Raw genomic sequence first — 25,039 nt, forward strand, 5'->3', positions numbered from 1 at the left:
TTTATTTATTTATTTATTTATTTATTTATTTATACATAAGTTCTAGTTCTTTTTGAACCTCATCATTTTCTATGAATTCATCATAAGTCATTATTTTATCCATTAATCCCTTAGGAGTAATTTCTATTATTCTATTTGCAACTGTTGCAATTAGCTGTGAGTCATGAGACGTTAGCAGCATTGTTCCAGTATAGCTAGTTAATCCATTGTTTAAAGCAGTTATAGACTCTAAGTCTAAATGGTTAGTAGGCTCATCAAGAATTAATACATTAGCATTACTAAGCATCATTTTAGATAACATACATCTAACCTTTTCTCCACCAGACAACACACTAGCTTTTTTAAGAGCTTCTTCTCCTGAGAAAAGCATTCTACCTAGGAAACCTCTAATAAAGCTTTCAGCCTTATCCTCAGAGTACTGACGAAGCCAATCAACTAATGTGCAATCTACTCCATTAAAATATTCAGTGTTATCTTTTGGTAAATAGGCTTGAGTTGTAGTAATTCCCCATTTAACTTCACCAGTATCTGGCTCCATTTCACCCATTAATATCTTAAATAATGTAGTTTTAGCTATTTCATCAGCCCCTGTAAATGCGATCTTATCTCCCTTACTAACTATAAACGATACATTATCAAGAAGAATTTCTCCATCCACAGTTTTACTTAAATTCTCAACTGTTAATAAATCATTTCCAGCTTCTCTTTCCGGTTTAAAACCAACAAACGGATATTTACGAGAAGAAGGTTTTATATCATCTAAAGTCAATTTATCTAATTGCTTTTTACGAGAAGTAGCTTGCTTTGCTTTAGACGCATTAGAACTAAATCTTGCAATAAAGTTCTGCAGTTCTGCAATTTTTTCTTCTTTTTTCTTATTTTGATCCTTAGCCATTTGAAGGGCTAGCTGACTAGACTCATACCAAAAATCATAATTTCCAACAAATAATTGAATTTTGCTAAAATCTATATCTGCAACATGAGTACATATTTTATTCAAAAAATGTCTATCATGAGAAACAACTATGACAGTACTCTCAAAATTTAGCAAGAAACTTTCAAGCCAATTTTTAGATTTTATATCCAAGTTATTTGTAGGCTCATCTAATAATAGAATATCAGGTTTTCCGAATAAAGTTTGGGCAAGAAGAACCTTAACCTTTTCTGATCCTGTTAGTTCCTTCATTTTTTTGTTTTGAAGCTCTTCATTTATTCCAAGTCCCATGAGTAGTGTTGAAGCTTCTGATTCTGCTTCCCATCCATTAAGTTCTGCAAATTCACCTTCTAGTACTGAAGCTCTAATTCCATCTTCATCCGTAAAATCTGATTTAGCATATAATTCATCTTTCTCTTTCATTATTTCAAACAGTCTTACATGTCCCATCATTACTGTATTAAGAACTTCATTTTCATCAAATTCAAAATGATCTTGTTTTAAAACTGCAAGTCTTTCTCCTGGTGTTATGAAAACTTCACCTGTATTTGCTTCAATTTCGCCTGATAATATCTTAAGAAATGTTGATTTTCCAGAACCATTAGCGCCAATTAATCCATAACAATTACCAGGATTAAATTTTATATTAACATTATCAAATAATTTACGTGCACCATATCTTAAACTTATATTATTTGTACTAATCATATATTTATATATACCTCCATATTAACTGAAAATTCCACACATAAAATATGTAGTCTTTCCACAAAAAATTTTAATTTTATTATATCCTAAACCACTAAGTTATTATACCACATGCAAGGAGACTAGGCTATTGCTATTTATTATCAGTTTTAGTATTATGTCCTAAAAATCTATCTTTAGCTATAATTTGGGGTTCAGTAATCTCCCCCCTATGGATTTCTTTTTGAGTGATTTCTATATTAAAATCTCTTTCATAGTTTTTAATAAGATCAAGTTCTCTCTCTACAGCTATTGATAGTGCTAAGCCATACTCTCCCATTCTTCCTGTTCTACCTACTCTGTGCAAATAGTCTTTCGAGTTTTCTGGTATATCAAGATTAAATATATGGGATACTCCTACTATGTCAAGACCCCTAGCTGCTAAATCAGAAGCCACTAACAATTGGATTTTACCTTCATTGAAATCCTCAAGTGCCTTCTTTCTATTTTCTTTTTCAGAGGATCCATGAATTCCCTCTACTTTTAGATTATGATATCTAAGTTTTGAAGTTGTAATCTCTACCTCATCACTTTTGTTTATAAATATTATTGCCTTAGAAGGTTTAGTAGCGCTTATAAGTTTCCGTAGAAGCTCAATTTTATCTCTTCTTTCAACTACAAAATATATGTGCTCTATATTTGGGTTTACAACACTTTTATCTCCTACTTTAATAACCTTAGGATCCTTCATTAAAGTCTTTGCGATTTCAACTACTTTAAGTGAAATTGTAGCAGAAAATAACATAATCTGTCTATCACGAAGTGTAGTTTTTATTATTGCCTTTACTCCATCTATGTTATTCTCATCTATCATTCTGTCACCTTCATCTATTACTATAGTTTTGACGAAGTGTGATTTTAGTTTCTTCATTGTTATAAGTTCTAAAATTCTTCCAGCAGAGCCTACTAATATATGAGGTTTTTGCTTAAGAGACTCGAGTTGCCTTTTAATATTAACATTACCTATTATACTAGTTGATCTAACTTCACTCCTTGAGTTAACTGATAACAATTCCACCTGCTTATATATTTGCATTGCAAGCTCATGAGTTGGCGCAAGTATAATTGCTTGAATATCCTTTGATGTTACATCTATTTTTTGAAATATAGGTAACAAATAAGCTAAAGTTTTGCCAGTACCCGTTTCTGATTCTCCTATGATGTCCGCGCCTGCAAGTCCCATTGGTATAGCCTTTACTTGAATTTCTGTAGGACTTTCAATGCCTTGTTTTATAAGACCTTCTATAAGATTTTGTTCTAATCCTAGTTCATTAAATAATTTTTCCATGTTTTCTCCTTTTTTCTAAGAAATCTTATTATTAGCGTATTTAAATATTGTTGCCTTTATAGCTAAATAATCTATTTCTTCTGGTAATTCTTCTTTAATAGGTCTGAGCTTTGTTGCTCCGATTTTCTCTATAACCTCAAGAATAAGTGCTTCCTGATTTTTCGGAATAAAATCATCTAAATTAACATCAAGACCCTCAGCCGCACATTTAAATATATGTTCTTGAACCGTCAGGCTTTTAAGTTTCCGCTCTCTTATTATCTCCTCTATACTTTTGCCATCCTTATACATGTTATATGTAATAATATAACTTGGCACCTTGTCTTCATTTTTAGGGTCTCGCTCAATCGCACTCTCCGTTTTATCGCCATCATCTTCATTATATAGTATTTCTGCCTTAATTTCTATATTGTTTTCCTTCATATATTCTTTAATAACCTGAATAAATTCCTCTCCATACTTATTAAGCTTAGATTCCCCTACACCTTTTATGTTTAGCATTTCTTTTTCATTTACTGGGAAATATTCGCTCATCTCTCTCAGTGCACTGTCTGCAAATACAATATATGGTGGAACTTTTTCACGCTCAGAAATTTCTTTACGCAAGGTACGCAATATTTCAAATAATCCAGTATCTTTAATAACTTTTGCTTTCTTTTTATCAACTTTTTGATATACTTTTTCCTTGTTTTTAAGTACGAGTACTGCTCTTTCTTTTAAATGAACCACTGGGAACTGTCCATCTGCAAGTGACAAATATTCTTCTGCTGTAAGCACATTTATAAGGTCCCTTATTTCCTTAACAGTATATTGTTTTATTATCCCATAGGTTGATAATTTATCAAATCCAAGTTCCAAGACCTTTTTATTTTTAGATCCACGCAAAACATCTGCAATTAATGAAGTCCCGTACCTCTCCTTCATACGAAGAATACAAGAGAATATTTTTTGTGCCTCTATAGTTATATCTACAAGTTCACTCTCATCATTGCAGGTACTACAATTATCACATTTATCTTGAACATTTTCTTCTCCAAAATACTCTAGAATAAACTTTCGTAAACATCTTGTCGTATGTGAATAATCCACCATAGCTTGAAGTTTTTTATATTCATTTACCTTTCTTTCAGGTGATACTGTGCTTTGTTCTATAAAAAACTTTTGAAGTAGGACGTCCGCCGCTGAAAATAACAATACACATTCACTTGGCTCACCATCACGCCCGGAACGTCCAGCTTCTTGGTAATATGCCTCCATGCTTTTTGTTAAATTATAATGGATTACATATCTAACGTTCGATTTATCTATTCCCATACCAAAAGCATTAGTAGCTATAATTATGTTGATATCATCATACAAAAACTTTTCCTGATTTTGCTTTCTCTCTTCATCATTAAGTCCTGCATGATATTTTCCTACATTATATCCTTTTTTATGTAACAGCTCATAAAGATTATTTGTTTCCTTCCTTGTCGCTGTATAAATTATCCCCACTTTGTCTTTATTGTCCTCAATGTATTTCAGTACAAAATCTCTTTTATTTTCACCACGGATAACAGTAAAGCTTAAATTTTCTCTATTAAAACCAGTTACATAAACATCAGGCTCTCTTAATTTTAATAGCCTTATAACATCTATTCTTACGTCCTGCGTTGCCGTGGCCGTAAATGCTGCTATAATTGGTCTCTCTGATAATTTATCAATCAAACTAGAAATTGCTGCATAACTAGGCCTAAAATCATGTCCCCATTGTGATACACAATGAGCTTCATCCACTGCTAAAAGCGATATTTTTAATCTATTTAACATATTGCAGAAAAAGTCTGACTCTAATCTTTCTGGTGCAACATAAAGTAGCTTAAACTCACCACATGCCACCTTATCAATTCTTTCATTCACTTCATTAATACTTAATGAGCTATTTATATATGTTGCAGCTATCCCTATACTATTTAAGGTATCCACTTGATCTTTCATAAGGGATATAAGTGGTGATATAACAAGTGTTACCCCTTCTAGCATTAAAGCAGGTATTTGATAACACACTGACTTTCCTGCTCCTGTAGGCATTACAGCAAATGTATCTTTCCCATTTAATATGCTATCTATTACATCTTCTTGTCCTTTTCTGAAATTATCATATCCATAATATTTTTTTAATTTTTCTTGTGCTTCACGCAACATATATTTCTTCCTCTCATACGTAATAATTGCTTACAACAGTATAACATTATTTTAAGGACTTTGTACTCTTCTGATGATTAACTTTGAATTTGACCTATATATAAATATAAAAATAGACTTACTCTTTTATTTTAAAAACATAAGAGTAAATCTATAAAATTTTTATCCCCAAAACATTTTCAGCTATAGCTAAAACTTCATTAAAGTGAAAGGGCTTAGTAATGTACTTATCGCACATTACTTGTCTCCCTCTATGTTTGTCATCTTCTAGCCCTTTGGCTGTTAAAAGTACTATATATATACCTTGCAGCTTTAATTCTTTTTTCACTATATTACATACCTCGTATCCATTTATTGTAGGCATCATAATATCTAAAAATACCAAGCTAGGCCTCTCAATTTTAATTATATTCAAAGCTTGCTTTCCATCTTCGGCTAGAAGTATTTCTACATCTTTCTCTTTAAAATCTTCAAGTATCTCCTCTAGTAATAATCTATTATTAACTTCATCATCTACTATTAATATTTTCTTCATTTATACCTCTCATTTCTTATTATAAATAACAATAATAATCACATATTAAGTATTCTTCTAAACTCTTTAACGTAGTGTCTACTTACAGGGACTTCCTCTTCCCAGTCTTCTATTTGAAGAACAAAAGTACTATTAAACCATGGTACTATTTTGTAAATTCTATCTAAATTCACCAAATAACTTTTATGACTTCTAAAAAAGTTCTGATTAATCAACTTATTTCCTAATTGATTTAACGTATAATTTGTTGTATACGTGGCCTTTCTAGTAAATGCAAACACTTCTTTATTAATCACTGTGCAATATAATATGTCTTGTGGATGCACAAGAAAAATACATTCATCCTTCCAAAGTGCTAACTTTACCATACCTACATTTGATATTTTTTCTAAAAGCACTCTTTGTTCTAAAAGCACTCTTTGTTCTAACCGTATATTTTTACTACAATTATGGTTTCCCTCTATCTTATTAATAGTAAGAGCTAATCTTTTCTCTGAGAATGGTTTCAAAACATAATCAATTGCATTAATTTCAAAGGCTTTTATAGCATATTTATCAAATACTGTCGCAAATACAATACTCACTAAAAAATCCAAATTGCATATTTCCTCAGCCAAAGTAAGCCCATCAATTTCCGGCATTTCTATATCTAAAAAAACAATTTCAGGTTTAGATTTCTTTATAAATTCTAAAGCTGTTAAGGGACTTAAAAACTTACCTATAATTTCTATTTCACTCCTTTTACTTAGAATGAAACTTAATTCGTCTAAAGATAATTGTTCATCATCTACTAAAACTACTCTTAACATATAAACCCCCACCTATACTAAAATTTCATCATACTAGTAATAATACATTGTTACAATTTTACTTTACTGCGAAAACATTGTCAATTTAATGCTATAATTAATCTTTTTAGTCAATATATAATAATAAATCAAACAAATTTTATATATTCTATAGGTATATACAAGGTTATATATGTTCCAATTAGCAATGTACTAACTACTTCCAACTTGGCATTATATAAATCTTTATATAAAGAATTTAGGTTTGAAGTAGATCCATAATTTTCACCATTTAATATTTGTTCTATTTGAAACTGATCCATTCCAACACCATCGTCTTTAATTCTTATCACTATTTCTTCCATTTGCCTTTTAATCATAAAAGTTATAGTACCACCATGAGTTTTTTTTAAAATTCCATGTTTAATTGAGTTATCTATTAAACTGTATAATGAGTCTTTAGGTATTAAAAAATTTATATCTTCTTCTATGTAATACTCACAATTCAATCTATCTCCAAATCTGACCTTTTGAATATATAAATATGATTTTATGTATTCTACTTCTTCCTGCAATAGTATACTTTTATCTGTTACATTAAAATTAAATCTCAAATAATTACTAAGTTCTAGAACAACATTCCTAGCTTCTTCAGAATTTTGCCTACAAAGTGATAATATACTATTTAATGTATTAAAGATAAAATGTTGGTTAATATAAGGCCCTTTTGGTTTCAGTTCCTTTTCATCTTCAATATTCTTTAATTTATTGGGTTTCTTTATTTTATTTACTTCCATTGATTTTTCTCCTTATAAATATTTATAAAACATTATTTGCTATTCATTAAATATATCGTTGATTTATATATATACCTTAGTTACATAGCCCTAATATTAAAAATTTAATCTTTACTCATTAACTACTGGACATTTACAAACTATTAACCTACTATTAATTAAGAGACTCGAATTAATTTACATAAATTTAGAGGAGGTTTTTAATTATGGCAACTGCACATTCATTCGACATAGTATCAGATGTAGATATGCAAGAAGTAGATAATGCGATAAACCAAGCATTAAAGGAAATTAAACAAAGATATGATTTTAAAAATACTATTACTGAAATAAAACTAGGTAAAGAGGATATTAAAATAATATCTGATGATGATTTTAAATTAAAATCAGTTGTAGAAGTTCTTGTAGCAAAATTAATTAAAAGAGGAATATCTGGAAAGGCATTAGACCTTGATAAAAAAGAAGAAGCAACATTAGGTTCTGCAAGACAAACCGCTAAAATTATAAAAGGAATTTCCACAGAAAAAGCTAAAAAAATAATTGCAGAAATTAAATCTAGTAAAATTAAAGTTCAAGCACAAATTATGGATAACCAACTAAGGATTAGTGGTAAGAATCTTGATGATTTACAAGAAGTAATGGCTTTAATAAAATCAAAGGATTTTGATATTGCATTACAATTTACTAATTTTAGATAGTTATATTTAAAAAGACTATCTTAAAGTGATTAAAAATTACTTTTAGATAGTCTTTTTTTGTCCATAAATTCTTACACTAATTGCAAACTATTATGAATATTGTAATAATTAAACTATTTTGTATGTTGTATAAGATAGTATAATAATGTTTAAAATGACATAGCATTATATTTTTTTTGCATAATACGTAAATGATTGCTAATTTTTATTATTTTTTTTAAATATTTTCATAAACCTATTGACGTTTTATGTATTATTTGCTACAATTTAATTATAAATAAGTCGAAAGATGTTCGAGGAGGAAATTAAATGAAATCAACAGGTATTGTAAGAAAAGTGGATGAACTTGGAAGAATTGTTATTCCTATAGAATTAAGAAGAACTTTAGATATAGATATCAAGGACGCTTTAGAAATCTATGTAGATGGTGATCAAATTATTCTTAAAAAATATGAACCAGCTTGTATTTTTTGTCAAAATGCAAGAGACGTTGTAAACTATAAAGGCAAAAACATTTGTAAAGATTGTCTTGCTGAATTAGGTTCAGGTAAATAATTTAGGATATTTTTTCCTAAACTATGTACAAGCCTACTAAACAAGAACATAAAAAAGATATCCTTCTAAAGGATATCTTTTTTATGTTCTTAACCTAAACTCGCTACTACACTTTGAGCAAGTTACAATAATTTTGCCCTTGCGTTTTGGCACTCTTAATTTCTGTCTACATTTGGGACAATAAGTTATCATATAATTTCTTTTTTCTTTAAATTGCTCTAATGGCTTATATTTTTTAATTTTAATCTTAAAATTTTTTATATTTTGTTTAAAACTTTGTCTAAAATTTTTAATTTTATAATGAAGATTTCTTTCTATATTTTCATAAACAAATTTTTCATTATTTCTTCCAGACATGTTAGTTGACCTACTTCTCCAAATTGAATAGATAATAAGTGCTGCTGCTAAAATCCAAGACCTAGTTACAAGCAAAAATATTCCTAGCAATAAGGTTACTTTTGAAAATCTATCCCAACCATAAAGTTCTTTAGAAGATTTAACAAACATTTATACTATTCCTCCTTATTATACTTTTAAATAGATAACGCTTCTAAATTGCCACTCTCATATAGTCTATCACTATAAAGCTTTAATCATTATTAATTTTCTGTAAAAGATACTTGATGACAATTAATTATTTTTTTCAATTTGATATTCCTAATATTTTGTCGAATGTTTTTGTCGTTTTTAGTTTTAAATTTGTTTAAATTAAACTTTTAATAATTCTATTGACTCTTTGTGTAATCCATGGTATTCTTAAATCAAGAAATAAGTCGAAACATATTGGTAATATACACACAAAAGGTAATTCTTATTTCGACATTAATTGCAAAACTTAAGTACCCCCATAATAAAAGGAAACTATTTATGTCCTATTAGTGAACTATTATCGTATTCATGGATGTAAATATTTTATGTAGATGTATTTGTAGCTGTTATAAATAAATTAGGTTTCCTTTCTTTATCCCCCCAAATATTAATAGATAGACTTTAAGTATAAAAAAAACTTGAGCATTCGCTCAAGTTTTTTTATTTTAAAATGTATTATTTCCAAAAATCACAAATTTCTTCACTTACATGAATATTGTTATTAATTTTTTGATAATTATTCCATTCTTTTGGAAATAGTCTTCTATACCTTTGATTAAGAAATCTATCATCTATTAAAAGTACAGTTCCTCTATCCTCTTCTGTTCTAATCACTCTTCCTGCTGCCTGTAGTACTTTATTCATACCTGGGTACATATAAGAATATTCATAACCACAATTGCTTTTATTATTAAAGTAATCTTTAATAATTTCCCGTTCAAAGCAAATCATAGGATGCCCTACCCCAATGATTATAACACCAATCAATGCGTCACCTTTTAAATCAATTCCTTCTGAGAAAATGCCACCTAAAACTCCAAACCCTAGAATATTATCTTTACCATCTCTATTAAAATTCTTAAGGAACTCTTCCCTAGCCTCTTCAGTCATTGCATTAACTTGAATACTAACTTTCACACTTGGATATATCTTAGAAAACCTATTAAAAACGACCTCCATATATTTATATGACGGAAAAAACACCATATAATTTCCCTTTTTAGCCTTTATAACAGAATATATATATTCTACTATTTTGGGGTAACTGTTTTCTCTCCTATTATATTTAGTAGAAATATCCTTAGCTATCATAACTTTAAGTTTATTTTTATCAAATGGGGAATTTAGAGTTAAATTGTAATCCTTGCTTTGTCCACCTAAAATTTCTTTAAAATATGATAGAGGAAGTAGTGTTGCAGAGAAATATATCACCGATCGCCCTCTTTTGGATGCTTCTCTTAAAAGCTTAGATGGATCTAGGCAAAATATTTTTAACACTACATCATCATCTGTACTTTCTACATAAGTTATATATTTATCATCGTATAGTTCAGCTATTCTTATAAAACTGAGTGAATTAAAATACAACTCTAAAAAGTTATCATATATTTCAGATTTTTCATTTTTAGTGAGCCATATTTCCAATATCTTAGTAAGCCTTGTAAGAAGATTATATACTTCTACGGGTTCAGATTCTTGTTTATAATACCCATCTTCATTGCACATTTTTTTCATATTTAACATAAAAGAATTTAACTTACTTAATATTTTATACATTTGATCATTTTTGCCTTTTATGTCTTTTTTCAATTGTAGAAGTAATTTTTTATGAATTTGGGATGAAAACATTTCTCTTGCCCTATCTACTAGGTTATGAGCTTCATCAACCAATATAGTATAATCCCCGTTGTTATCAGTAAAGAATCTCTTTAAGTAGACCCTAGGGTCAAATACATAATTATAATCGCATATAACACAATCAACCCATATTGTTAAATCTAATGAAAATTCAAAAGGACATACATTATGTTTATTCGAATACATCTCAATTATATCTCTACTAAACGTATTTTCATTCTTCAATATATCAAAAATAGCATCATTAACCCTATCAAAATGTCCTTTTGCAAATTTACATTGTTCTGGATTACATGCACTGCCCTTACTAAAACATACTTTATCCTTTGCAGTTATTGTAATGGTCTTAAACTCAAGGCCTCGCTCTTTCATTTTATCAAATGCATCCTCTGCAACTTGTCTTGTTATAGTTTTTGCAGTTAAGTAAAAAATTTTTGATGTATGCCCTTCTCCAATGGCCTTAATGCTTGGGAACAATGTAGATATAGTTTTACCTATTCCAGTGGGAGCTTGCACAAACATTTTTTTACCTTCTACTATTGTTTTGTATACAGAAACTGCTAGCTCCCTTTGTCCCTCCCTATAACTATCGAAAGGAAACTTTAAATCTTTTATAGTCGTGTCACGCTTCATATTCCACTCATTTGTAATATTCGCCCATATAAAATAATTAGAAATAATTTCATCAAAGAACTCTTTGAGTTTGTTAATTGAAAAAGCTTTAATGAATTGCTTAGTTTTCTCACTACTTATTTCATAATATGTTAATTGAACATTAATAAGAGTAAGATCATTTTGGATCCCATATATATATGCATAACACTTAGCTTGAGCCCAGTGAAGATTATTGTAATCTTCCTTTATAAATTCTATATCTTTAGTAACTGTTTTAATTTCATCTATAGTGACTTTACCATCTTTTATTAATACGCCATCAGCTCGTCCTTCAATTACAATAGTAATATCATTGTATATTGTTTTATGTTTTAAACTTACTTCTGATAAATATTCTTCTCCAAGAAGTACAGAATACTTTTCACTATTTTCTTTTTGAATCTTTTGATGTGCTTTGGTACCCTCTACAGCCCTGCTGCTTCCCATAAACCGCATATCTAAATCCCCAGCTCTTAATACAAACTCTACTAAGTTACGCACAGATATTTTTATGTCTCTACTTTTATCCACAGGTTATACCTTCTTTATTATTTTAACGACATTTCAGAAGGTAAATCTCACACTTCTATTAATGTGAGATTTACCTTCTGAAGTCGTTAATATTCACTTCCGCAAGAGATTCTCTCCCCAGGAAATGATTTAACTATTTTTCTGATCTTCTATTTTTTCTACTAATTCATTTAAATATGTCCAACGCTTCATTAAATATTCAGTCTCTACTTTAATAGTTTTTTGCTGCTGCACTAGTTCTTCCAAATATTCAAAGTCACTACTACCAGCGTTAATTTTTTTATTAACATCTACAAGTTCTGATTCCTTCTGCTCAATTGCACCGTCTATTTCATCAAATTCTTTTTTTTCTTTAAACGTAAACTTCAAAGGCTTATCATTTTTAATGTCTTGATTATCATCCAATGCAACTTCTTTATTATCAAGCTCTTTTTTCTCTTCTTTATTCACCTCATCATTACCTTCTAGCACCTCGGGATTTTTTTGTATATATTCTTGATAATCAGTATAATTTCCAACAAATTGTACTATTTTTGCATTGCCCTCAAAACTGAATATTTTATCAGATACTCTATCTAAAAAGTATCTATCATGTGATACAGTTATAACAACACCATTAAATCCATCTAAATAATCTTCGAGTACTGCTAGTGTTTGAATATCAAAGTCATTAGTCGGCTCGTCTAAAAATAATACATTTGGAGCTTCCATAAGAATTCTTAATAAATACAACCTTCGTTTTTCTCCACCTGATAAACTAGAAATAAAGGAATGTTTCGTATTTTTATCAAATAAAAATCTCTCAAGCATTTGCGATGCTGTAATCTTTTCTCCACTACCTGTAGATATGTATTCTGCCCCTTCTCTTATGTATTCAATTGCCCTAAGTTTTTCATTCATCTCACCATTTTCTTGATGGAAAAATCCAATTTTTACTGTTTCGCCCCATTCAACGAGCCCTGCATCTTGTTTTAGTACTCCACTTAAAATATTCATTAGAGTAGATTTTCCCATTCCATTAGGACCTATAATTCCAACCTTATCTCTCCTTGTGAATATATGACTAAAATCTTCAATTAATTTTTTTTCACCAAATGCTTTATATATATGTTCAACATTCATAATCTTTTTACCAAGTCTTGTAGATGCCGAAGATAGTTCTAAGTTGTCACTTGAAGTATCTACTTTTCCATCTTTGAGTTCATCAAAACGGTCAATTCTAGCTTTTTGCTTTGTGCTTCTAGCTTTTGCTCCACGTCTTATCCACGCTAGTTCCTTTTTAAACAAACTCTGCCTTTTTCTCTCTAGTGTATCCACTAAAGCCATTCTCTCAACTTTCTTTTCCAAATATACAGAATAATTACCATCGTAACTATATAAATTACCCTTGTCTAGTTCAAGAATTTTATTTGTTATTCTATCTAAAAAATACCTATCATGGGTAATCATAAGTAGAGCACCTTTTCTTTTGTTCAAAAACTTCTCTAACCAATCAATTATTTTATTATCCATATGATTTGTAGGCTCATCTAAGATCAATAGATCTGATGGAGTAATAAGCGCACTACATAAAGCTACTCTCTTTCTTTGCCCACCTGAAAGTTCACCTATACGCTGCTTAAAATCAGTTATCCCAAGCTTCGTTAAAATAATTTTAGCATCATCTTGCACTTGCCATCCATTACATGCATCCATTTTATCATTTAGATTCATTAATGCATTTAGAGTAGATTCACTTTCTGGATTCTCTTGTAATTTTTCTAAAACTACCTCATATTCCCTTATGACTTTCATAACATCAGTATCACTCTTGAAAATCTGCTCAAGTACTGTAGCTTCTGAATCAAACTCAGGATTTTGAGATAAATACTCTATATTTACCCTATTGCCCTTTATAATTCTGCCCCCATCGGGAACTTCATAACCAGCTATTATTTTTAAAAAAGTTGATTTTCCAGTACCATTAACACCTATTAATCCCATTTTATCTCCATCACTTATACCTAGTGATACTTTATCAATGAGTATTCTCTCACTATAACTTTTACTCACTTCTTCTATTGTTAACAAATTCATATATGTACCATCCTTTTCATGGCATAACACCATGCTTTAATTATAACTAAATAAATAGCTAAGGTATAGTGGAAATTTTTTTAAAAAGTATTCCTCTATCCAAAGATATATATTATTTATGTATTCTTAATCCCTTATCAATAAAAAAGTCGCCTTTCGGCGACACCTTAAACATAATCTTAAATAAAATTTATTTTTTACGTGTAACTAAAAGAGGATTGTTTATTTTCTTTTGTTTAGCCAAACTAATTTGATATTCTATCAACTTGTTTTGAGAATCAATTATCTTATACTTATAAGACTGAAGCTTAAATTTCATTTCTTTATTTTCTGTTTTAACTCTTCTATTTTCTTCACTAGAAATTTTGTTGATCTCTTTCATACCTTCTAATTGCTGTTGCATATCTATATTTTCCTGCTCTAAGGTTTTTACATATTCAGTCTTTTCTATATTTTTACATTTATTAAGTAATTCCTGATTGTAATCTTCCATATGGCTTAACTGTTTTTTTAAATCTTCTAACTTTCCTGTCAATTCTTTATCATGATTATTTAATTCTTCACCCTTAGTTGATAATTCCTTGCAAAGTGACTTACTTTTAAACATATCATCACCTAAATTTAAAGCCGTTAAAATTGCTGCAGAAGAGGTACTAAGTTTTTCATTGTTTCCCATTATATTCTTTATTTTTTTATCAACATAACTGGCTACCATATGTAAATATTCTTCTCTTTCATCACCTTTTAAATTATATTCAATGCCATTTATTTTTATTGTTACAACGTTCATCTAAAACACCCTCTTAGACAGATTAGTTAATCCCATTGTACCACAATATAACTTTTAATAAAACCAATATTTTGAAATTAATCATACAAATCAAACAATTAATAACTTGGTATACTTAATAATAAATATACATTACATAATTAAAACCCCCTAACTTTAAGGGAGTTTTAATTATTTGCTATTATCTAAGCTCTGCACCAACTTTATTTTCTAAAGTTCTTAGTATTTTCTCGTGTACCTTGTTTACCTCATCGTCAGTTAATGTCTTATCTGCCCTTCTGTAGACTATAGCATAGGCTATACTTTTCTTACCCTCTGCTATCTGCTTACCCTTATATACATCAAATAACTTAACGCTTTCTAAAATATTGCCACCTTGCTTTATAATTACATCCTCAATGTCTTGAACTAAAACTTCCTCATCAACTAAAAGAGCAATATCTCTTGTAACAGCCGGAAATTTTGGAAGTGATTTATACTTATTATTTAAATCTGTATTTTTATATAATACATCCAAGTTTAATTCTGCGACAAAACATCTTGGTAACACATCATAGTTCTCTGAAACACTAGGATGAATTTCTCCAACTACGCCTACAAATTCTCTCTTCACATATAAATTTGATGTTTTTCCTGGATGATAAGTATGATTTTCACTTTCCCTTTTATATGACGCATTTTTTATTCCCAAATTATCCAATACATTTTCAACGACACCCTTCAAATCCAAATAATCAACATTTCCATACATTCCTATTGTTAATATATTTCTTTCCTCTGGAAGCTTATCTAAATCAGCGTCAGGTATATAAACCTTACCTATCTCAAACAACCTAACTTCTTCATTATTTCTTGAATAATTTCTTGATAAAGAGTCCATCATAGATGCTATAGTTGTAGTTCTCATTATGCTATAATCTTCACCTAGTGGATTTTTTATAGTAACCACTTTCCTTAATTCACTCTCTTCTGGTACTAAAAGCTTATCAAATATTTTAGGACTTACGAAAGAATAACTTATTGATTGATTAAGAGAACTTGCAGTTAAAGAAAGAACTACTCTATCTTCTAACTTTTGCTTCTCACTTTTCCCACTTTTTGAAGTTTCGCAATTAGGTAATGTAGATGGTATATTATCGTAACCATATATTCTAGCTATTTCTTCTGCAATATCTTCTCTAATATTAATATCAGATCTATGGGTAGGCGACTGCACAATTAGAAAATTACCTATTATTTCAGTAGTAAGTTCTAATCTATCGAGATATGATTTCATATCATACTTAGATATATTTGTTCCAAGGAAAGTATTAATCCAATTTATATCCACTTCTAAAGTATGAGATTTAATTATTTTTGGATATACATCTATGCACCCCTGCATTATTTCACCAGCACCTAATTCTTCTACTAAATGACACGCCCTATTAATTGCCATTTCAGCCATATTAGGATCTAAATCTTTTTCAAATTTTGAAGATGCATCAGTTCTTAACAATAATTTTTTCGATGCAAGTCTTATATTAACTCCATCAAAATTTGCGCCTTCAAATATTACGTTTGTGGTGTCTTCTTTAATTTCTGAATTAAGACCTCCCATTATACCTGCAAGTCCTATAGTTCTATCTCCATCTTTTATGGTTAATATACTGTCATCTAACTCTCTTTCTTTTTCATCTAATGTTGTAAATTTTTCACCATTACTCGCTCTTTCAATAACTATGTTATTAGTAGTAATTTGCCTAGCGTCAAATGCATGCATAGGTTGACCAAGCTCAACCATAACAAAGTTTGTAATATCTACTATGTTATTAACAGGTCTGATTTCGGCTTCTATAAGTCTTTCTTGCATCCACTGTGGTGATGGCTCAATTTTTACATTTTTTATACCCTTTAACATATATCTTTTGCATAATTCATCCTTAACATCTACCTTATAGATATCCTCTACATTCTCCCCTGCAGTAGCTTTGTAATCAAGAGCTGGCTTTCTATATTCTATGCCTAATGTTGCTGCCGTCTCTCTAGCTATTCCTATAATACTAAGACAATCTGCTCTATTAGAAGTTATCTCAAAATCTATTAGAGCGCTTTGAAGATTTAATACTTCTTTTATGTCTTTACCAAGTGGTGTATCCTTTGGTAGTATCATTAAACCCTCAACTGGTTCATCCACAGCTATTCCAAGTTCTTCCTCAGAGCAGAACATACCATTCGATAATATACCACGAAGTTTTCCTTTCTTTATTTTCGCTCCTCCATGTAGCGTTGATTGATGAAGTGCTACCGGTACAATATCATTTTCTTTCATATTAGTAGCTGCTGTAACAATTTGTGTTGGTGCACTAAGTCCTATATCTACCTGACATACAACTAATTTATCAGCATCTGGATGACTCACAATTTCTATTATTTTTCCTGTAACAACATTTTGAATTTCAGCACCCGAAATAATAACTTCCTCAACTTTTGAACCAGACAAAGTTAATTTGTCGCCGAGCTCCTGTGGTGAAATATTTATATCGACATAATCTTTAAGCCATTTAACTGGAACTTTCATAATATATCCTCCTAGCATCTGTGTTAGTACAAAACAAGTATTAATTGTTTCGCCCCTTGTAACTATATAATTACCAAATAATTATTAATTTAGAATTGTTTTAGAAATTTCATATCACTTTCATAAAGTGCGCGAATATCGTCTATTCCGTAATTAAGCATTGTAATTCTATCAAGCCCAAATCCAAAAGCAAAACCACTATAAACTTCTGGGTCAATTCCACAATTTCTTAAAACATCTGGATGAACCATTCCACAACCTAAAAGTTCTATCCAACCGCTTCCACTACAAACCTTGCATCCTTTACCCTTGCACACAAAACAAGTAGCATCCATTTCAGCTGAAGGCTCTGTAAACGGAAAGTGATGTGGTCTAAACTTTGTTTCCATCTTATCTCCAAACATCTTTTGCGTAAATAATTCTAGCGTTCCCTTTAGATCCGCAAATGTAATTCCTTTATCTACTACTAATCCTTCAATTTGATAAAAAATCGGTGAATGAGTAGCATCTGCTGCATCTGACCTGTAAACTTTACCTGGTGAAATCATTTTTATAGGTGGTTTCTGCAATTCCATAGTTCTTATTTGTACTGGTGATGTTTGAGTTCTTAAAACCACACTATCATTTATATAAAAAGTATCTTGTTCACCTCTTGCAGGATGGTTTTTAGGTATATTTAATGCTTCAAAATTATAGTAATCTGTTTCTACCTCAGGACCCTCTTCTATTACAAATCCCATAGATAAAAATATGTCATTAATTTTTTCAAGTGTTAGCTCAAGTGGATGTCTTTTACCTATTGTTTGTTTTTTTCCTGGCATAGATATATCTATAACTTCACTTTTTAGCTTTAATTCGTTTTCTGTTCTCTTTAATTTGTCTGAGGCTTTAGTTATAATTGATTCAATATCCTCGCGAACTTGATTTGCTAGTTTCCCAATGACTGGTCTTTCTTCATTTGATAGCTTACCCATACCCCTTAATATTTGCGTAAGTTCACCCTTTTTCCCTAAATACTTAACTCTAACATTTTCTAATTCTGTTTTAATATCTGCTCCTTTTAATTCTTCTAAAACTGCAGCTTTTATCATTTCCAACTTTTCTTTCATAATGAAAACTCCCTTCATATTTATGTAATATATTATATTTTTTTATAAAACAAAAAAAACCATCCCCAATAAAGGGACGGAATATCCGCGTTACCACCCTAATTGACTAATAAATAGTCCTCTTAGATAAATTTATCGGTTCTACCCGCTAGCAGTTACTTTATTTCACTGTTAGAACTCCAGAGTGAACTTCAATATAAAAATTATTTTCGAAGCTCTCAATCTAAGGCTTCTTATCCCTGTAAACATTTTTATATTTACTATCTCTATCACAGTTTATTATTCTTCACTAATTTATGAAAGTATACAAAACATTATAACCATAACTACATAAAATTTCAACTATGAATTTATAACTATATAATATTTTTTTGTCTTACAACTTCATACATCATAATCGATGATGCTACTGCTGCATTTAATGATTCTGCACCACCAGGCATAGGAATTTTAATTTTCAAATCACATATCTCATAAACTTCATCACTAATTCCATTTCCTTCATTTCCAACTGATATGATAATTTTACCTTTTAAATCTATGTCATAAAAATTTTTATCAGTAGCGAGTGAACTAGTTACTAGTTTAAATCCATTCTTTTTAAGTTTTTTAACTAGTGATAAATCATTATCATAAATAATAGGTATTTTAAAAATAGAACCCATTGTAGCCCTTAATGTTTTCTCATTATAAATATCCACAGTTCCCTTAGTAAGTATAACTCCAAGGGCCCCTGCAGCATGGGCAGTTCTAATTATAGTTCCCATATTTCCTGGATCTTGAATCCTATCCGCTAACATATAAAATCCATTGTCATATTTGATTTCTACAGGTTTATTTCTAACCGATGCAATAATCCCTTGTGGATTATCTGTATCGCAAATATTTTTAAATAAACTATCACTAACACCATAAACTTTAGTATTTACCTGTAGCTTATTTTTCATACTGGAGTTCTCAAATTTAGCCTCGCCTCTAGCACTTATAAATATATGTACCACTTCAAATTCTGAATCCAAAGCTTCTTCTACAAATCTAAAACCCTCGACTAAAAACATATTGCTACTTACCCTATATCTTTTTTCCTTTAATTTTCTAATATCTTTAATCAACAAATTATCCTTACTCTGAATATATTCCAAACGAAGTACTCCTTATTTAACTAAATTTTCTAAAGCATTTAATTCTTCAATGCTACCTATAGCCACAATAATATCTCCGGGTTCAATAATATTATTGGCCGATAGAGAAACATCAACATCATTATTTCTTTTTATAGCCATTACATTTATTCCATATTTAGCTCTTATATTTAATTCTCTAAGTGTCTTGTTATGCCATTCTATCGGACTCACAACTTCAGCAATACTATAATCAGGCGATAATTCTATATAATCTAATATATTTGATGACACTAAATTATGAGCAACACGTTCACCCATATCTCGCTCTGGGAAAACAACTCTATCTGCACCTATCTTATACAAGACTTTAGCATGTAATGCATTTGTTGCCTTTGTAATTACATATTTCACTCCCAATTCTTTAGCTAATACTGTTGCTAAAATACTAGATTGAATATTATCACCTATACCAATAACTGCACAATCAAAATTACGAATGCCAAGTGCTCTCAAACTATTTTCATCATTTGCATCAACTTGAACCGAATGAGTAACTGAATCTGAAATGCTTTGAACTACCTCCTCATCAGAATCAACTGCTAAAACATCGTTTCCCAAAGCATATAATGTTTCAGCAACTGATGTTCCAAATCTTCCAAGTCCTATAACAATAAACTGTTTTTTATTCATTACTTCCACCCCTATCCAATTAAAATTTTACCTTCCGGATATTTTATAGTTCCAGATTTACCGCTTCTTCTTTTAGCTAATGCGAGCATTATAGTAAGCGGTCCCACTCTTCCAGCATACATGGTAAGCGTTATTATTATCTTCCCGACTATTGTTAGTTTTGTAGTTAATCCCAAGGTTAATCCAACTGTAGCAAATGCCGAAGTGGCCTCATATAAAAAATATTCAAAAGGAATATTGGATGGCTCCGTAATTGATAATACCATTGTAACTGCTATTACAATTCCCAGGCCAAGAACAGTTATTACTAAGGATTTGTACACAACTTCTTTATTTATACGTCTCTTAAATATTTCAGTATCTTCACGTCCACGAACTACAGATACCACCGTCATAAAAAGCACAATTGCAGTAGTCGTCTTTATTCCACCAGCCGTTGAACCAGGAGACCCACCGATAAACATTAAAATTATCGTTAGAAAATTTCCTGCGCTAGTCATCTTATCTAATGGAATAGAATTAAACCCAGCTGTTCTAGGTGATACTGATGCAAATATTGAAGATAAAATTTTCCCCTTCACAGACATTCCTTTCATAGTGCTCGGATTATTCATTTCAAAAATGAACATGAGAATTGCACCTAAGACGATTAGTACTATTGTTGAATAAATAACTACTTTAGAATGCAGTGATAACCTTTTGTTTCCCTTAGAATTATAAATTTCTACCCAAACATAAAAACCTAATCCCCCTACTGCAATTAATGCTGAAATTGTAAGTATTACTACAGAATTATTAGCATAAGCAGTAACACTTTTAAAATTTCCCATCAAATCAAACCCAGCATTGCAAAATGCAGAAACCGCATGAAATACACTATAATAAATCCCTTTTGCAATTCCAAATTCAGGAATAAATTGTGTTGCAAATAATACTGCCCCTACTCCTTCAACTGAGAATGTAAATATCAATACATATTTGATCATTTTTACTAACCCCTGCAATGAATTTACATTCATTGCTTCCTGCATTACTAGCCTTTCCTTTAATGTTATTCTTCTTCCAAAAAAGAAAAAAACTAAAGTTGCAACCGACATAAATCCAAGCCCGCCCGTTTCTATTAAGAGCATTATTACAGTTTTTCCAAAATAAGTCCAATATGTTCCCGTATCTAGAGTTACAAGACCTGTAACACACACAGCAGATGTAGAAGTAAATATACAATCTATAAACGGTGTAATTTCACCACTTTGAGACGATATTGGTAAGCTAAGTAGTATTGCACCTACAAGTATTACTATAGCAAAACCTAATGCAAGTATCTGAACTGGAGTATATTTCTTTTTCTTATTAAGAGCTTTTAAATCTAATTCCAAATTAGCCACCTCTACACCTTTAATTATTCAAAAATAGTATTTTTTATAATTACATTTCATTAATTATAGCACTTAACATATTTTTGTCAAAATACAATAAAAAATGCAGCCATAAGGCTACATTTTCAGATAAATAATTTTAAAGTTTTAATTGTTTTTTTGCAACTTCTACTAATTCAGCAAAAGCTTTTGGATCATTTATAGCAATTTCAGAAAGCATTTTTCTGTTAATATCTATGCCTGCAAGTTTCATACCATTCATAAATCTTGAATATGAAAGATCGCTTAATCTTGTAGCAGCATTTATTCTAGCTATCCAAAGTGTTCTAAAATCTCTTTTCTTTCTCTTTCTACCTATATATCCGTTTCTTAAACCTCTCATTACTGCTTCATTTGCTGTTTTAAATAACTTACTTCTTCCACCGTAGTAGCCTTTAGCGAGTTTTAATACTTTCTTATGGTTTTTACGAGAGTTAACTGCTCGTTTAATTCTTGCCATTTAATATACCTCCTAATCACCATTTTTTATAAGTATGGTAATAATTTTCTCATGTTTTTTATTTGAGTTGTTGAAACATATGCTGTTTTTCTAAGATTTCTTTTTCTTTTAGGACTCTTTTTTGTTAATATATGACTTGTAAAAGCCTTTGCTCTTTTTAATTTTCCTGACCCTGTCTTCTTAAATCTTTTTGCTGCGCCTCTATGTGTTTTCATTTTAGGCATGTAAAATTCCTCCTCTCGGTTATGCTTTTTTGGGAGCTAAAATCATTATCATATTTCTTCCCTCTTGTCTCGCTGGTTTTTCAACAATATAAACATCACCGATTTTTTCTACAAAAGATCTTAATATCTTATGCCCCGCTTTTGAATTTTCAATTTCTCTTCCTCTAAATCTTACAGTTATCTTTACTTTGTCTTCATCTAATAAGAACTTTTTAGCATTGCTAGCCTTAATAGAAATATCATGGTCTTGTATTGTTGCACTCAATCGTATTTCTTTAAGAGTTACAACCTTTTGTTTCTTTTTAGCTTCTTTTTCTTTCTTTTGTTTTTCATATTCAAATTTACCAATATCCATTATTCTGCATACTGGTGGTTTTGCAGTTGGTGATATCATAACAAGGTCTAAGTCACTATCTTCTGCAAGCTTTATTGCATCTTTAGTGTCCAAAATACCAAGTGCAGAACCATCTGCTGCAATAACTCTTATTTCTTTATCTCTTATTTCTTCATTCATCATAAAATTTTTGTTTTTACTAATAATTTTCACCTCCTAGGTGTACTTGCTTAAATTTTTTATATTATTCAATAATAAAAAGGACGGCATAAATGCCGTCCTTAATAGTAACAATTTAAATTACTAATCAACCTAACTAGCTATGCTGTAAGGTGAGAGACGGCTGTCTCTTCTTGTTAAAATAATTCTATTATATAAAATATTATTTCAAAATATTTATTTATATTTCATTCACAACAATTTATACTATACTATAATATTGTTTAATTGTCAACTATAATTTATCCATTATTTAATTGTTTATACTGATATGGTTTAATTGTTTCACACATATACAACCTTTTTTGCTATAATATCATAATTACCTCATACTAACACTCCATTTTTAATCTTCTCACATTCAATACACGTATCACAATAATAAACTTTATCTGTAAAAACCTTGCTTATCGTTTCAATTAACTCCTTATTTTTACAATGCTGGACGCAGTGTATAATCACTTTCTTAGGAGCACTAGATATCATAGTGCTAATTATAAGTTCTTCTTGGTTTTCTATTGAATCAAATTTAACATCCGGTAACTCATCCATCATACTTTCCACTAAATCATTGCCTTCTTTATCTCTTAAATAATAATTGCCATCTTTTTCAATTAGAATATTAACTTCATCTACCTTACTCTCCTGAATATCAACGAAGTATTTAAGAAGTTTTATAAACTCATTATATTCTTTTTCTACCATATATTCTTCTACAATTTTATCAACTATACTCTCTAGGTCCGCATTTAGTTCTTTTGACCTGAATGTTAAAAATCCACTTATATTAATTTCATTATTTTCTTCTATACATTTTGTTATTTTATCAATGATAACATTTTTTCTATTTATACAATATACCATATTAGGACCAGATATTTCCCCCTCATTAAACAATGCTTTTTGTATCCTAGGTTTAACTTGTTTTATTTCATCATATTGTAGAAAAAAATATGTTTCAGTAAGGAAATCATTTATTCCTTTTTTACAAAACTCGGTTGTTACTATTTTATATAACATATTTGCAACATTCAAATTAAATGCTTTGATGTTACTATAACTTATATTGTCATCACTACAAAAGAACTTAATAAAATGCATATCTTCTACTATGCTTTCAGATACACCTAAAATTGTTTTTTTATACTCAAAACATTTTTTTATCACATTTATCTCGTCAATAATGTATTCCATACTCCTATTATATACAACGGTTAATAAAAGCATTTCGCACACTCCCTTCTTATTACGGTAGTATGTGTGTAATATTAATGTATATGCAAAATAAATTAAACAATTATCGACATATTGCAATTCATAATAACTTTGTGTTATAAAATAAATATAATAAAATATATATTAAATAGGAGTTCATAATGAAAAACGTTATCGTAGATTTTAGAATTCATAATGATGAAAAAAAATGTTTAATTTCTAAAGGGTATAACTTGCTTATTTGCCCTCCGAGTAATCTTTTATATGATGCTGTATGTGGTCACCCCGATATGCTTTTGCACATTTGCGGAAATACTATTGTAGTACATAAAGATATGAATAGTGACTTTATACAGAGCCTAGTTTTACAAAATTACAAAGTTTATAAATCAAAATCAGCTTTACAAACAAAATATCCTTATAATATATGTCTAAATTCGTTAAGCATACGCAATCTTTTCGTTCACTCCATTAATTTTACTGATGAGAATCTTTTATTGGTTACAAAAGATAAAAAATTAATAAATGTAAAGCAAGGTTATACAAAATGTTCTACTTGCATTGTAAATGATCATGCAATTATAACTAGTGATGTTACTATTGCCAAAGCTCTAAACCTTGAAAAGATAGATGTATTATTAATTCCTCCCGGTGATATTCTTCTTCCAGGGCTTAATTACGGTTTTATCGGTGGCGCAACCGGTCTTATCGAAGATAATGTTTTAGCTTTTTATGGTCACTTAGATTATTATTTATACGGAAAAGAGGTATTGGCTTTTTTAAATAAACACAAGGTAGAACCTGTGTTTTTAAGAGATGGCAAGCTCGTTGATCGTGGTAGTATTTTTAGGATTTAATAAAAAATAAAAGTGCATCCGTAAGAACT

Annotated in this window: 22 protein-coding genes and 2 other annotated features; of the genes, 3 read left to right on the forward strand and 19 right to left on the reverse strand. The window is 29.8% G+C overall.

The window, feature by feature from the left end; genetic code table 11:
* Positions 1-25: 25 nt before the first annotated feature.
* The 6 genes from KPL54_RS12370 to KPL54_RS12395 all read right to left on the reverse strand — a co-directional run bounded on the left by KPL54_RS12370 (position 26) and on the right by KPL54_RS12395 (position 7,273).
* Positions 26-1,642: an ABC-F family ATP-binding cassette domain-containing protein gene (locus KPL54_RS12370; protein WP_216106850.1), complete on the reverse strand. Its 1,617-nt coding sequence runs from the start codon at positions 1,640-1,642 to the stop codon at positions 26-28.
* A gap of 133 nt (positions 1,643-1,775) precedes the next feature.
* A complete protein-coding gene (locus tag KPL54_RS12375) occupies positions 1,776-2,969 on the reverse strand; it encodes a DEAD/DEAH box helicase (RefSeq protein WP_216106851.1) in 1,194 nt (397 codons plus the stop codon).
* Between the two features lie 15 nt (positions 2,970-2,984).
* Complete coding sequence (gene recQ / locus KPL54_RS12380) at positions 2,985-5,153, reverse strand: DNA helicase RecQ (RefSeq protein ID WP_216106852.1); 2,169 nt, start codon at positions 5,151-5,153, stop codon at positions 2,985-2,987.
* A gap of 151 nt (positions 5,154-5,304) precedes the next feature.
* Positions 5,305-5,688, reverse strand: coding sequence for a response regulator (locus tag KPL54_RS12385; RefSeq protein WP_216106853.1), 384 nt, complete (start codon positions 5,686-5,688; stop codon positions 5,305-5,307).
* 38 nt (positions 5,689-5,726) lie between these two features.
* Positions 5,727-6,497 (reverse strand): LytR/AlgR family response regulator transcription factor, encoded by a 771-nt coding sequence (locus tag KPL54_RS12390; RefSeq protein WP_216106854.1) that lies wholly within the window; start codon positions 6,495-6,497, stop codon positions 5,727-5,729.
* Positions 6,498-6,625: 128 nt separating this feature from the next.
* The gene (locus KPL54_RS12395; RefSeq protein WP_216106855.1) at positions 6,626-7,273 is read right to left on the reverse strand and encodes a sensor histidine kinase; all 648 of its coding nucleotides are present in this window, start codon (positions 7,271-7,273) and stop codon (positions 6,626-6,628) included.
* A 206-nt stretch (positions 7,274-7,479) separates the two neighbouring features.
* Here KPL54_RS12395 and KPL54_RS12400 point away from each other — a divergent pair, with 206 nt between their 5' ends.
* Positions 7,480-7,971, forward strand: a complete 492-nt coding sequence (locus tag KPL54_RS12400; protein WP_216106856.1) for a YajQ family cyclic di-GMP-binding protein — start codon at positions 7,480-7,482, stop codon at positions 7,969-7,971.
* A gap of 309 nt (positions 7,972-8,280) precedes the next feature.
* Complete coding sequence (locus KPL54_RS12405; RefSeq protein WP_071614011.1) at positions 8,281-8,526, forward strand: AbrB/MazE/SpoVT family DNA-binding domain-containing protein; 246 nt, start codon at positions 8,281-8,283, stop codon at positions 8,524-8,526.
* Between the two features lie 81 nt (positions 8,527-8,607).
* Here the strand turns inward: KPL54_RS12405 and KPL54_RS12410 are convergent, their stop codons facing one another.
* The 13 genes from KPL54_RS12410 to ytxC form a co-directional block, all read right to left on the reverse strand.
* Positions 8,608-9,033, reverse strand: a complete 426-nt coding sequence (locus KPL54_RS12410) for a zinc-ribbon domain-containing protein (RefSeq protein ID WP_216106857.1) — start codon at positions 9,031-9,033, stop codon at positions 8,608-8,610.
* A gap of 537 nt (positions 9,034-9,570) precedes the next feature.
* Positions 9,571-11,937, reverse strand: a complete 2,367-nt coding sequence (locus KPL54_RS12415; RefSeq protein ID WP_268037438.1) for an ATP-dependent DNA helicase — start codon at positions 11,935-11,937, stop codon at positions 9,571-9,573.
* A 129-nt stretch (positions 11,938-12,066) separates the two neighbouring features.
* Complete coding sequence (locus tag KPL54_RS12420) at positions 12,067-14,013, reverse strand: ABC-F family ATP-binding cassette domain-containing protein (RefSeq protein ID WP_216106858.1); 1,947 nt, start codon at positions 14,011-14,013, stop codon at positions 12,067-12,069.
* Positions 14,014-14,203: 190 nt separating this feature from the next.
* The gene (locus KPL54_RS12425; protein ID WP_216106859.1) at positions 14,204-14,803 is read right to left on the reverse strand and encodes a cell division protein ZapA; all 600 of its coding nucleotides are present in this window, start codon (positions 14,801-14,803) and stop codon (positions 14,204-14,206) included.
* A gap of 181 nt (positions 14,804-14,984) precedes the next feature.
* A complete protein-coding gene (pheT, locus tag KPL54_RS12430) occupies positions 14,985-17,363 on the reverse strand; it encodes a phenylalanine--tRNA ligase subunit beta (protein WP_216106860.1) in 2,379 nt (792 codons plus the stop codon).
* 89 nt (positions 17,364-17,452) lie between these two features.
* Positions 17,453-18,472 (reverse strand): phenylalanine--tRNA ligase subunit alpha, encoded by a 1,020-nt coding sequence (gene pheS / locus KPL54_RS12435; RefSeq protein WP_216106861.1) that lies wholly within the window; start codon positions 18,470-18,472, stop codon positions 17,453-17,455.
* 69 nt (positions 18,473-18,541) lie between these two features.
* Positions 18,542-18,754, reverse strand: a binding site (T-box leader).
* A gap of 74 nt (positions 18,755-18,828) precedes the next feature.
* Positions 18,829-19,614: a TrmH family RNA methyltransferase gene (locus KPL54_RS12440; RefSeq protein WP_216106862.1), complete on the reverse strand. Its 786-nt coding sequence runs from the start codon at positions 19,612-19,614 to the stop codon at positions 18,829-18,831.
* Positions 19,615-19,626: 12 nt separating this feature from the next.
* Complete coding sequence (locus tag KPL54_RS12445) at positions 19,627-20,286, reverse strand: potassium channel family protein (RefSeq protein ID WP_216106863.1); 660 nt, start codon at positions 20,284-20,286, stop codon at positions 19,627-19,629.
* Positions 20,287-20,297: 11 nt separating this feature from the next.
* Complete coding sequence (locus tag KPL54_RS12450; protein WP_216106864.1) at positions 20,298-21,662, reverse strand: TrkH family potassium uptake protein; 1,365 nt, start codon at positions 21,660-21,662, stop codon at positions 20,298-20,300.
* 139 nt (positions 21,663-21,801) lie between these two features.
* Positions 21,802-22,161: a 50S ribosomal protein L20 gene (gene rplT / locus KPL54_RS12455; protein ID WP_071614021.1), complete on the reverse strand. Its 360-nt coding sequence runs from the start codon at positions 22,159-22,161 to the stop codon at positions 21,802-21,804.
* Positions 22,162-22,187: 26 nt separating this feature from the next.
* Entirely contained in the window at positions 22,188-22,385 is a 198-nt protein-coding gene (rpmI, locus tag KPL54_RS12460) for a 50S ribosomal protein L35 (protein ID WP_071614022.1), read from the reverse strand.
* A 19-nt stretch (positions 22,386-22,404) separates the two neighbouring features.
* Positions 22,405-22,932, reverse strand: coding sequence for a translation initiation factor IF-3 (infC, locus tag KPL54_RS12465; protein ID WP_216106865.1), 528 nt, complete (start codon positions 22,930-22,932; stop codon positions 22,405-22,407).
* A gap of 36 nt (positions 22,933-22,968) precedes the next feature.
* Positions 22,969-23,080: a sequence feature (ribosomal protein L20 leader region), on the reverse strand.
* A 185-nt stretch (positions 23,081-23,265) separates the two neighbouring features.
* Complete coding sequence (gene ytxC / locus KPL54_RS12470) at positions 23,266-24,165, reverse strand: putative sporulation protein YtxC (RefSeq protein WP_216106866.1); 900 nt, start codon at positions 24,163-24,165, stop codon at positions 23,266-23,268.
* Positions 24,166-24,314: 149 nt separating this feature from the next.
* Between ytxC and KPL54_RS12475 the strand changes: the two genes are divergently transcribed.
* A complete protein-coding gene (locus tag KPL54_RS12475; RefSeq protein ID WP_216106867.1) occupies positions 24,315-25,010 on the forward strand; it encodes a DUF6873 family GME fold protein in 696 nt (231 codons plus the stop codon).
* Positions 25,011-25,039: the final 29 nt, after the last annotated feature.

Origin of the sequence: Clostridium estertheticum, assembly GCF_018861295.1 — a bacterium.
In the GTDB taxonomy this organism is placed as follows: Bacteria; Bacillota; Clostridia; order Clostridiales; family Clostridiaceae; genus Clostridium_AD; species Clostridium_AD estertheticum_D.

Coding starts and splice junctions, on each gene's coding strand:
- KPL54_RS12370 (WP_216106850.1), bottom strand. CDS start 1,642: ATGATTAGTACAAATAATATAAGTTTAAGATATGGTGCACGTAAATTA.
- KPL54_RS12375 (WP_216106851.1), bottom strand. CDS start 2,969: ATGGAAAAATTATTTAATGAACTAGGATTAGAACAAAATCTTATAGAA.
- recQ (WP_216106852.1), bottom strand. CDS start 5,153: ATGTTGCGTGAAGCACAAGAAAAATTAAAAAAATATTATGGATATGAT.
- KPL54_RS12385 (WP_216106853.1), bottom strand. CDS start 5,688: ATGAAGAAAATATTAATAGTAGATGATGAAGTTAATAATAGATTATTA.
- KPL54_RS12390 (WP_216106854.1), bottom strand. CDS start 6,497: ATGTTAAGAGTAGTTTTAGTAGATGATGAACAATTATCTTTAGACGAA.
- KPL54_RS12395 (WP_216106855.1), bottom strand. CDS start 7,273: ATGGAAGTAAATAAAATAAAGAAACCCAATAAATTAAAGAATATTGAA.
- KPL54_RS12400 (WP_216106856.1), top strand. CDS start 7,480: ATGGCAACTGCACATTCATTCGACATAGTATCAGATGTAGATATGCAA.
- KPL54_RS12405 (WP_071614011.1), top strand. CDS start 8,281: ATGAAATCAACAGGTATTGTAAGAAAAGTGGATGAACTTGGAAGAATT.
- KPL54_RS12410 (WP_216106857.1), bottom strand. CDS start 9,033: ATGTTTGTTAAATCTTCTAAAGAACTTTATGGTTGGGATAGATTTTCA.
- KPL54_RS12420 (WP_216106858.1), bottom strand. CDS start 14,013: ATGAATTTGTTAACAATAGAAGAAGTGAGTAAAAGTTATAGTGAGAGA.
- KPL54_RS12425 (WP_216106859.1), bottom strand. CDS start 14,803: ATGAACGTTGTAACAATAAAAATAAATGGCATTGAATATAATTTAAAA.
- pheT (WP_216106860.1), bottom strand. CDS start 17,363: ATGAAAGTTCCAGTTAAATGGCTTAAAGATTATGTCGATATAAATATT.
- pheS (WP_216106861.1), bottom strand. CDS start 18,472: ATGAAAGAAAAGTTGGAAATGATAAAAGCTGCAGTTTTAGAAGAATTA.
- KPL54_RS12445 (WP_216106863.1), bottom strand. CDS start 20,286: ATGAATAAAAAACAGTTTATTGTTATAGGACTTGGAAGATTTGGAACA.
- rplT (WP_071614021.1), bottom strand. CDS start 22,161: ATGGCAAGAATTAAACGAGCAGTTAACTCTCGTAAAAACCATAAGAAA.
- rpmI (WP_071614022.1), bottom strand. CDS start 22,385: ATGCCTAAAATGAAAACACATAGAGGCGCAGCAAAAAGATTTAAGAAG.
- ytxC (WP_216106866.1), bottom strand. CDS start 24,165: ATGCTTTTATTAACCGTTGTATATAATAGGAGTATGGAATACATTATT.
- KPL54_RS12475 (WP_216106867.1), top strand. CDS start 24,315: ATGAAAAACGTTATCGTAGATTTTAGAATTCATAATGATGAAAAAAAA.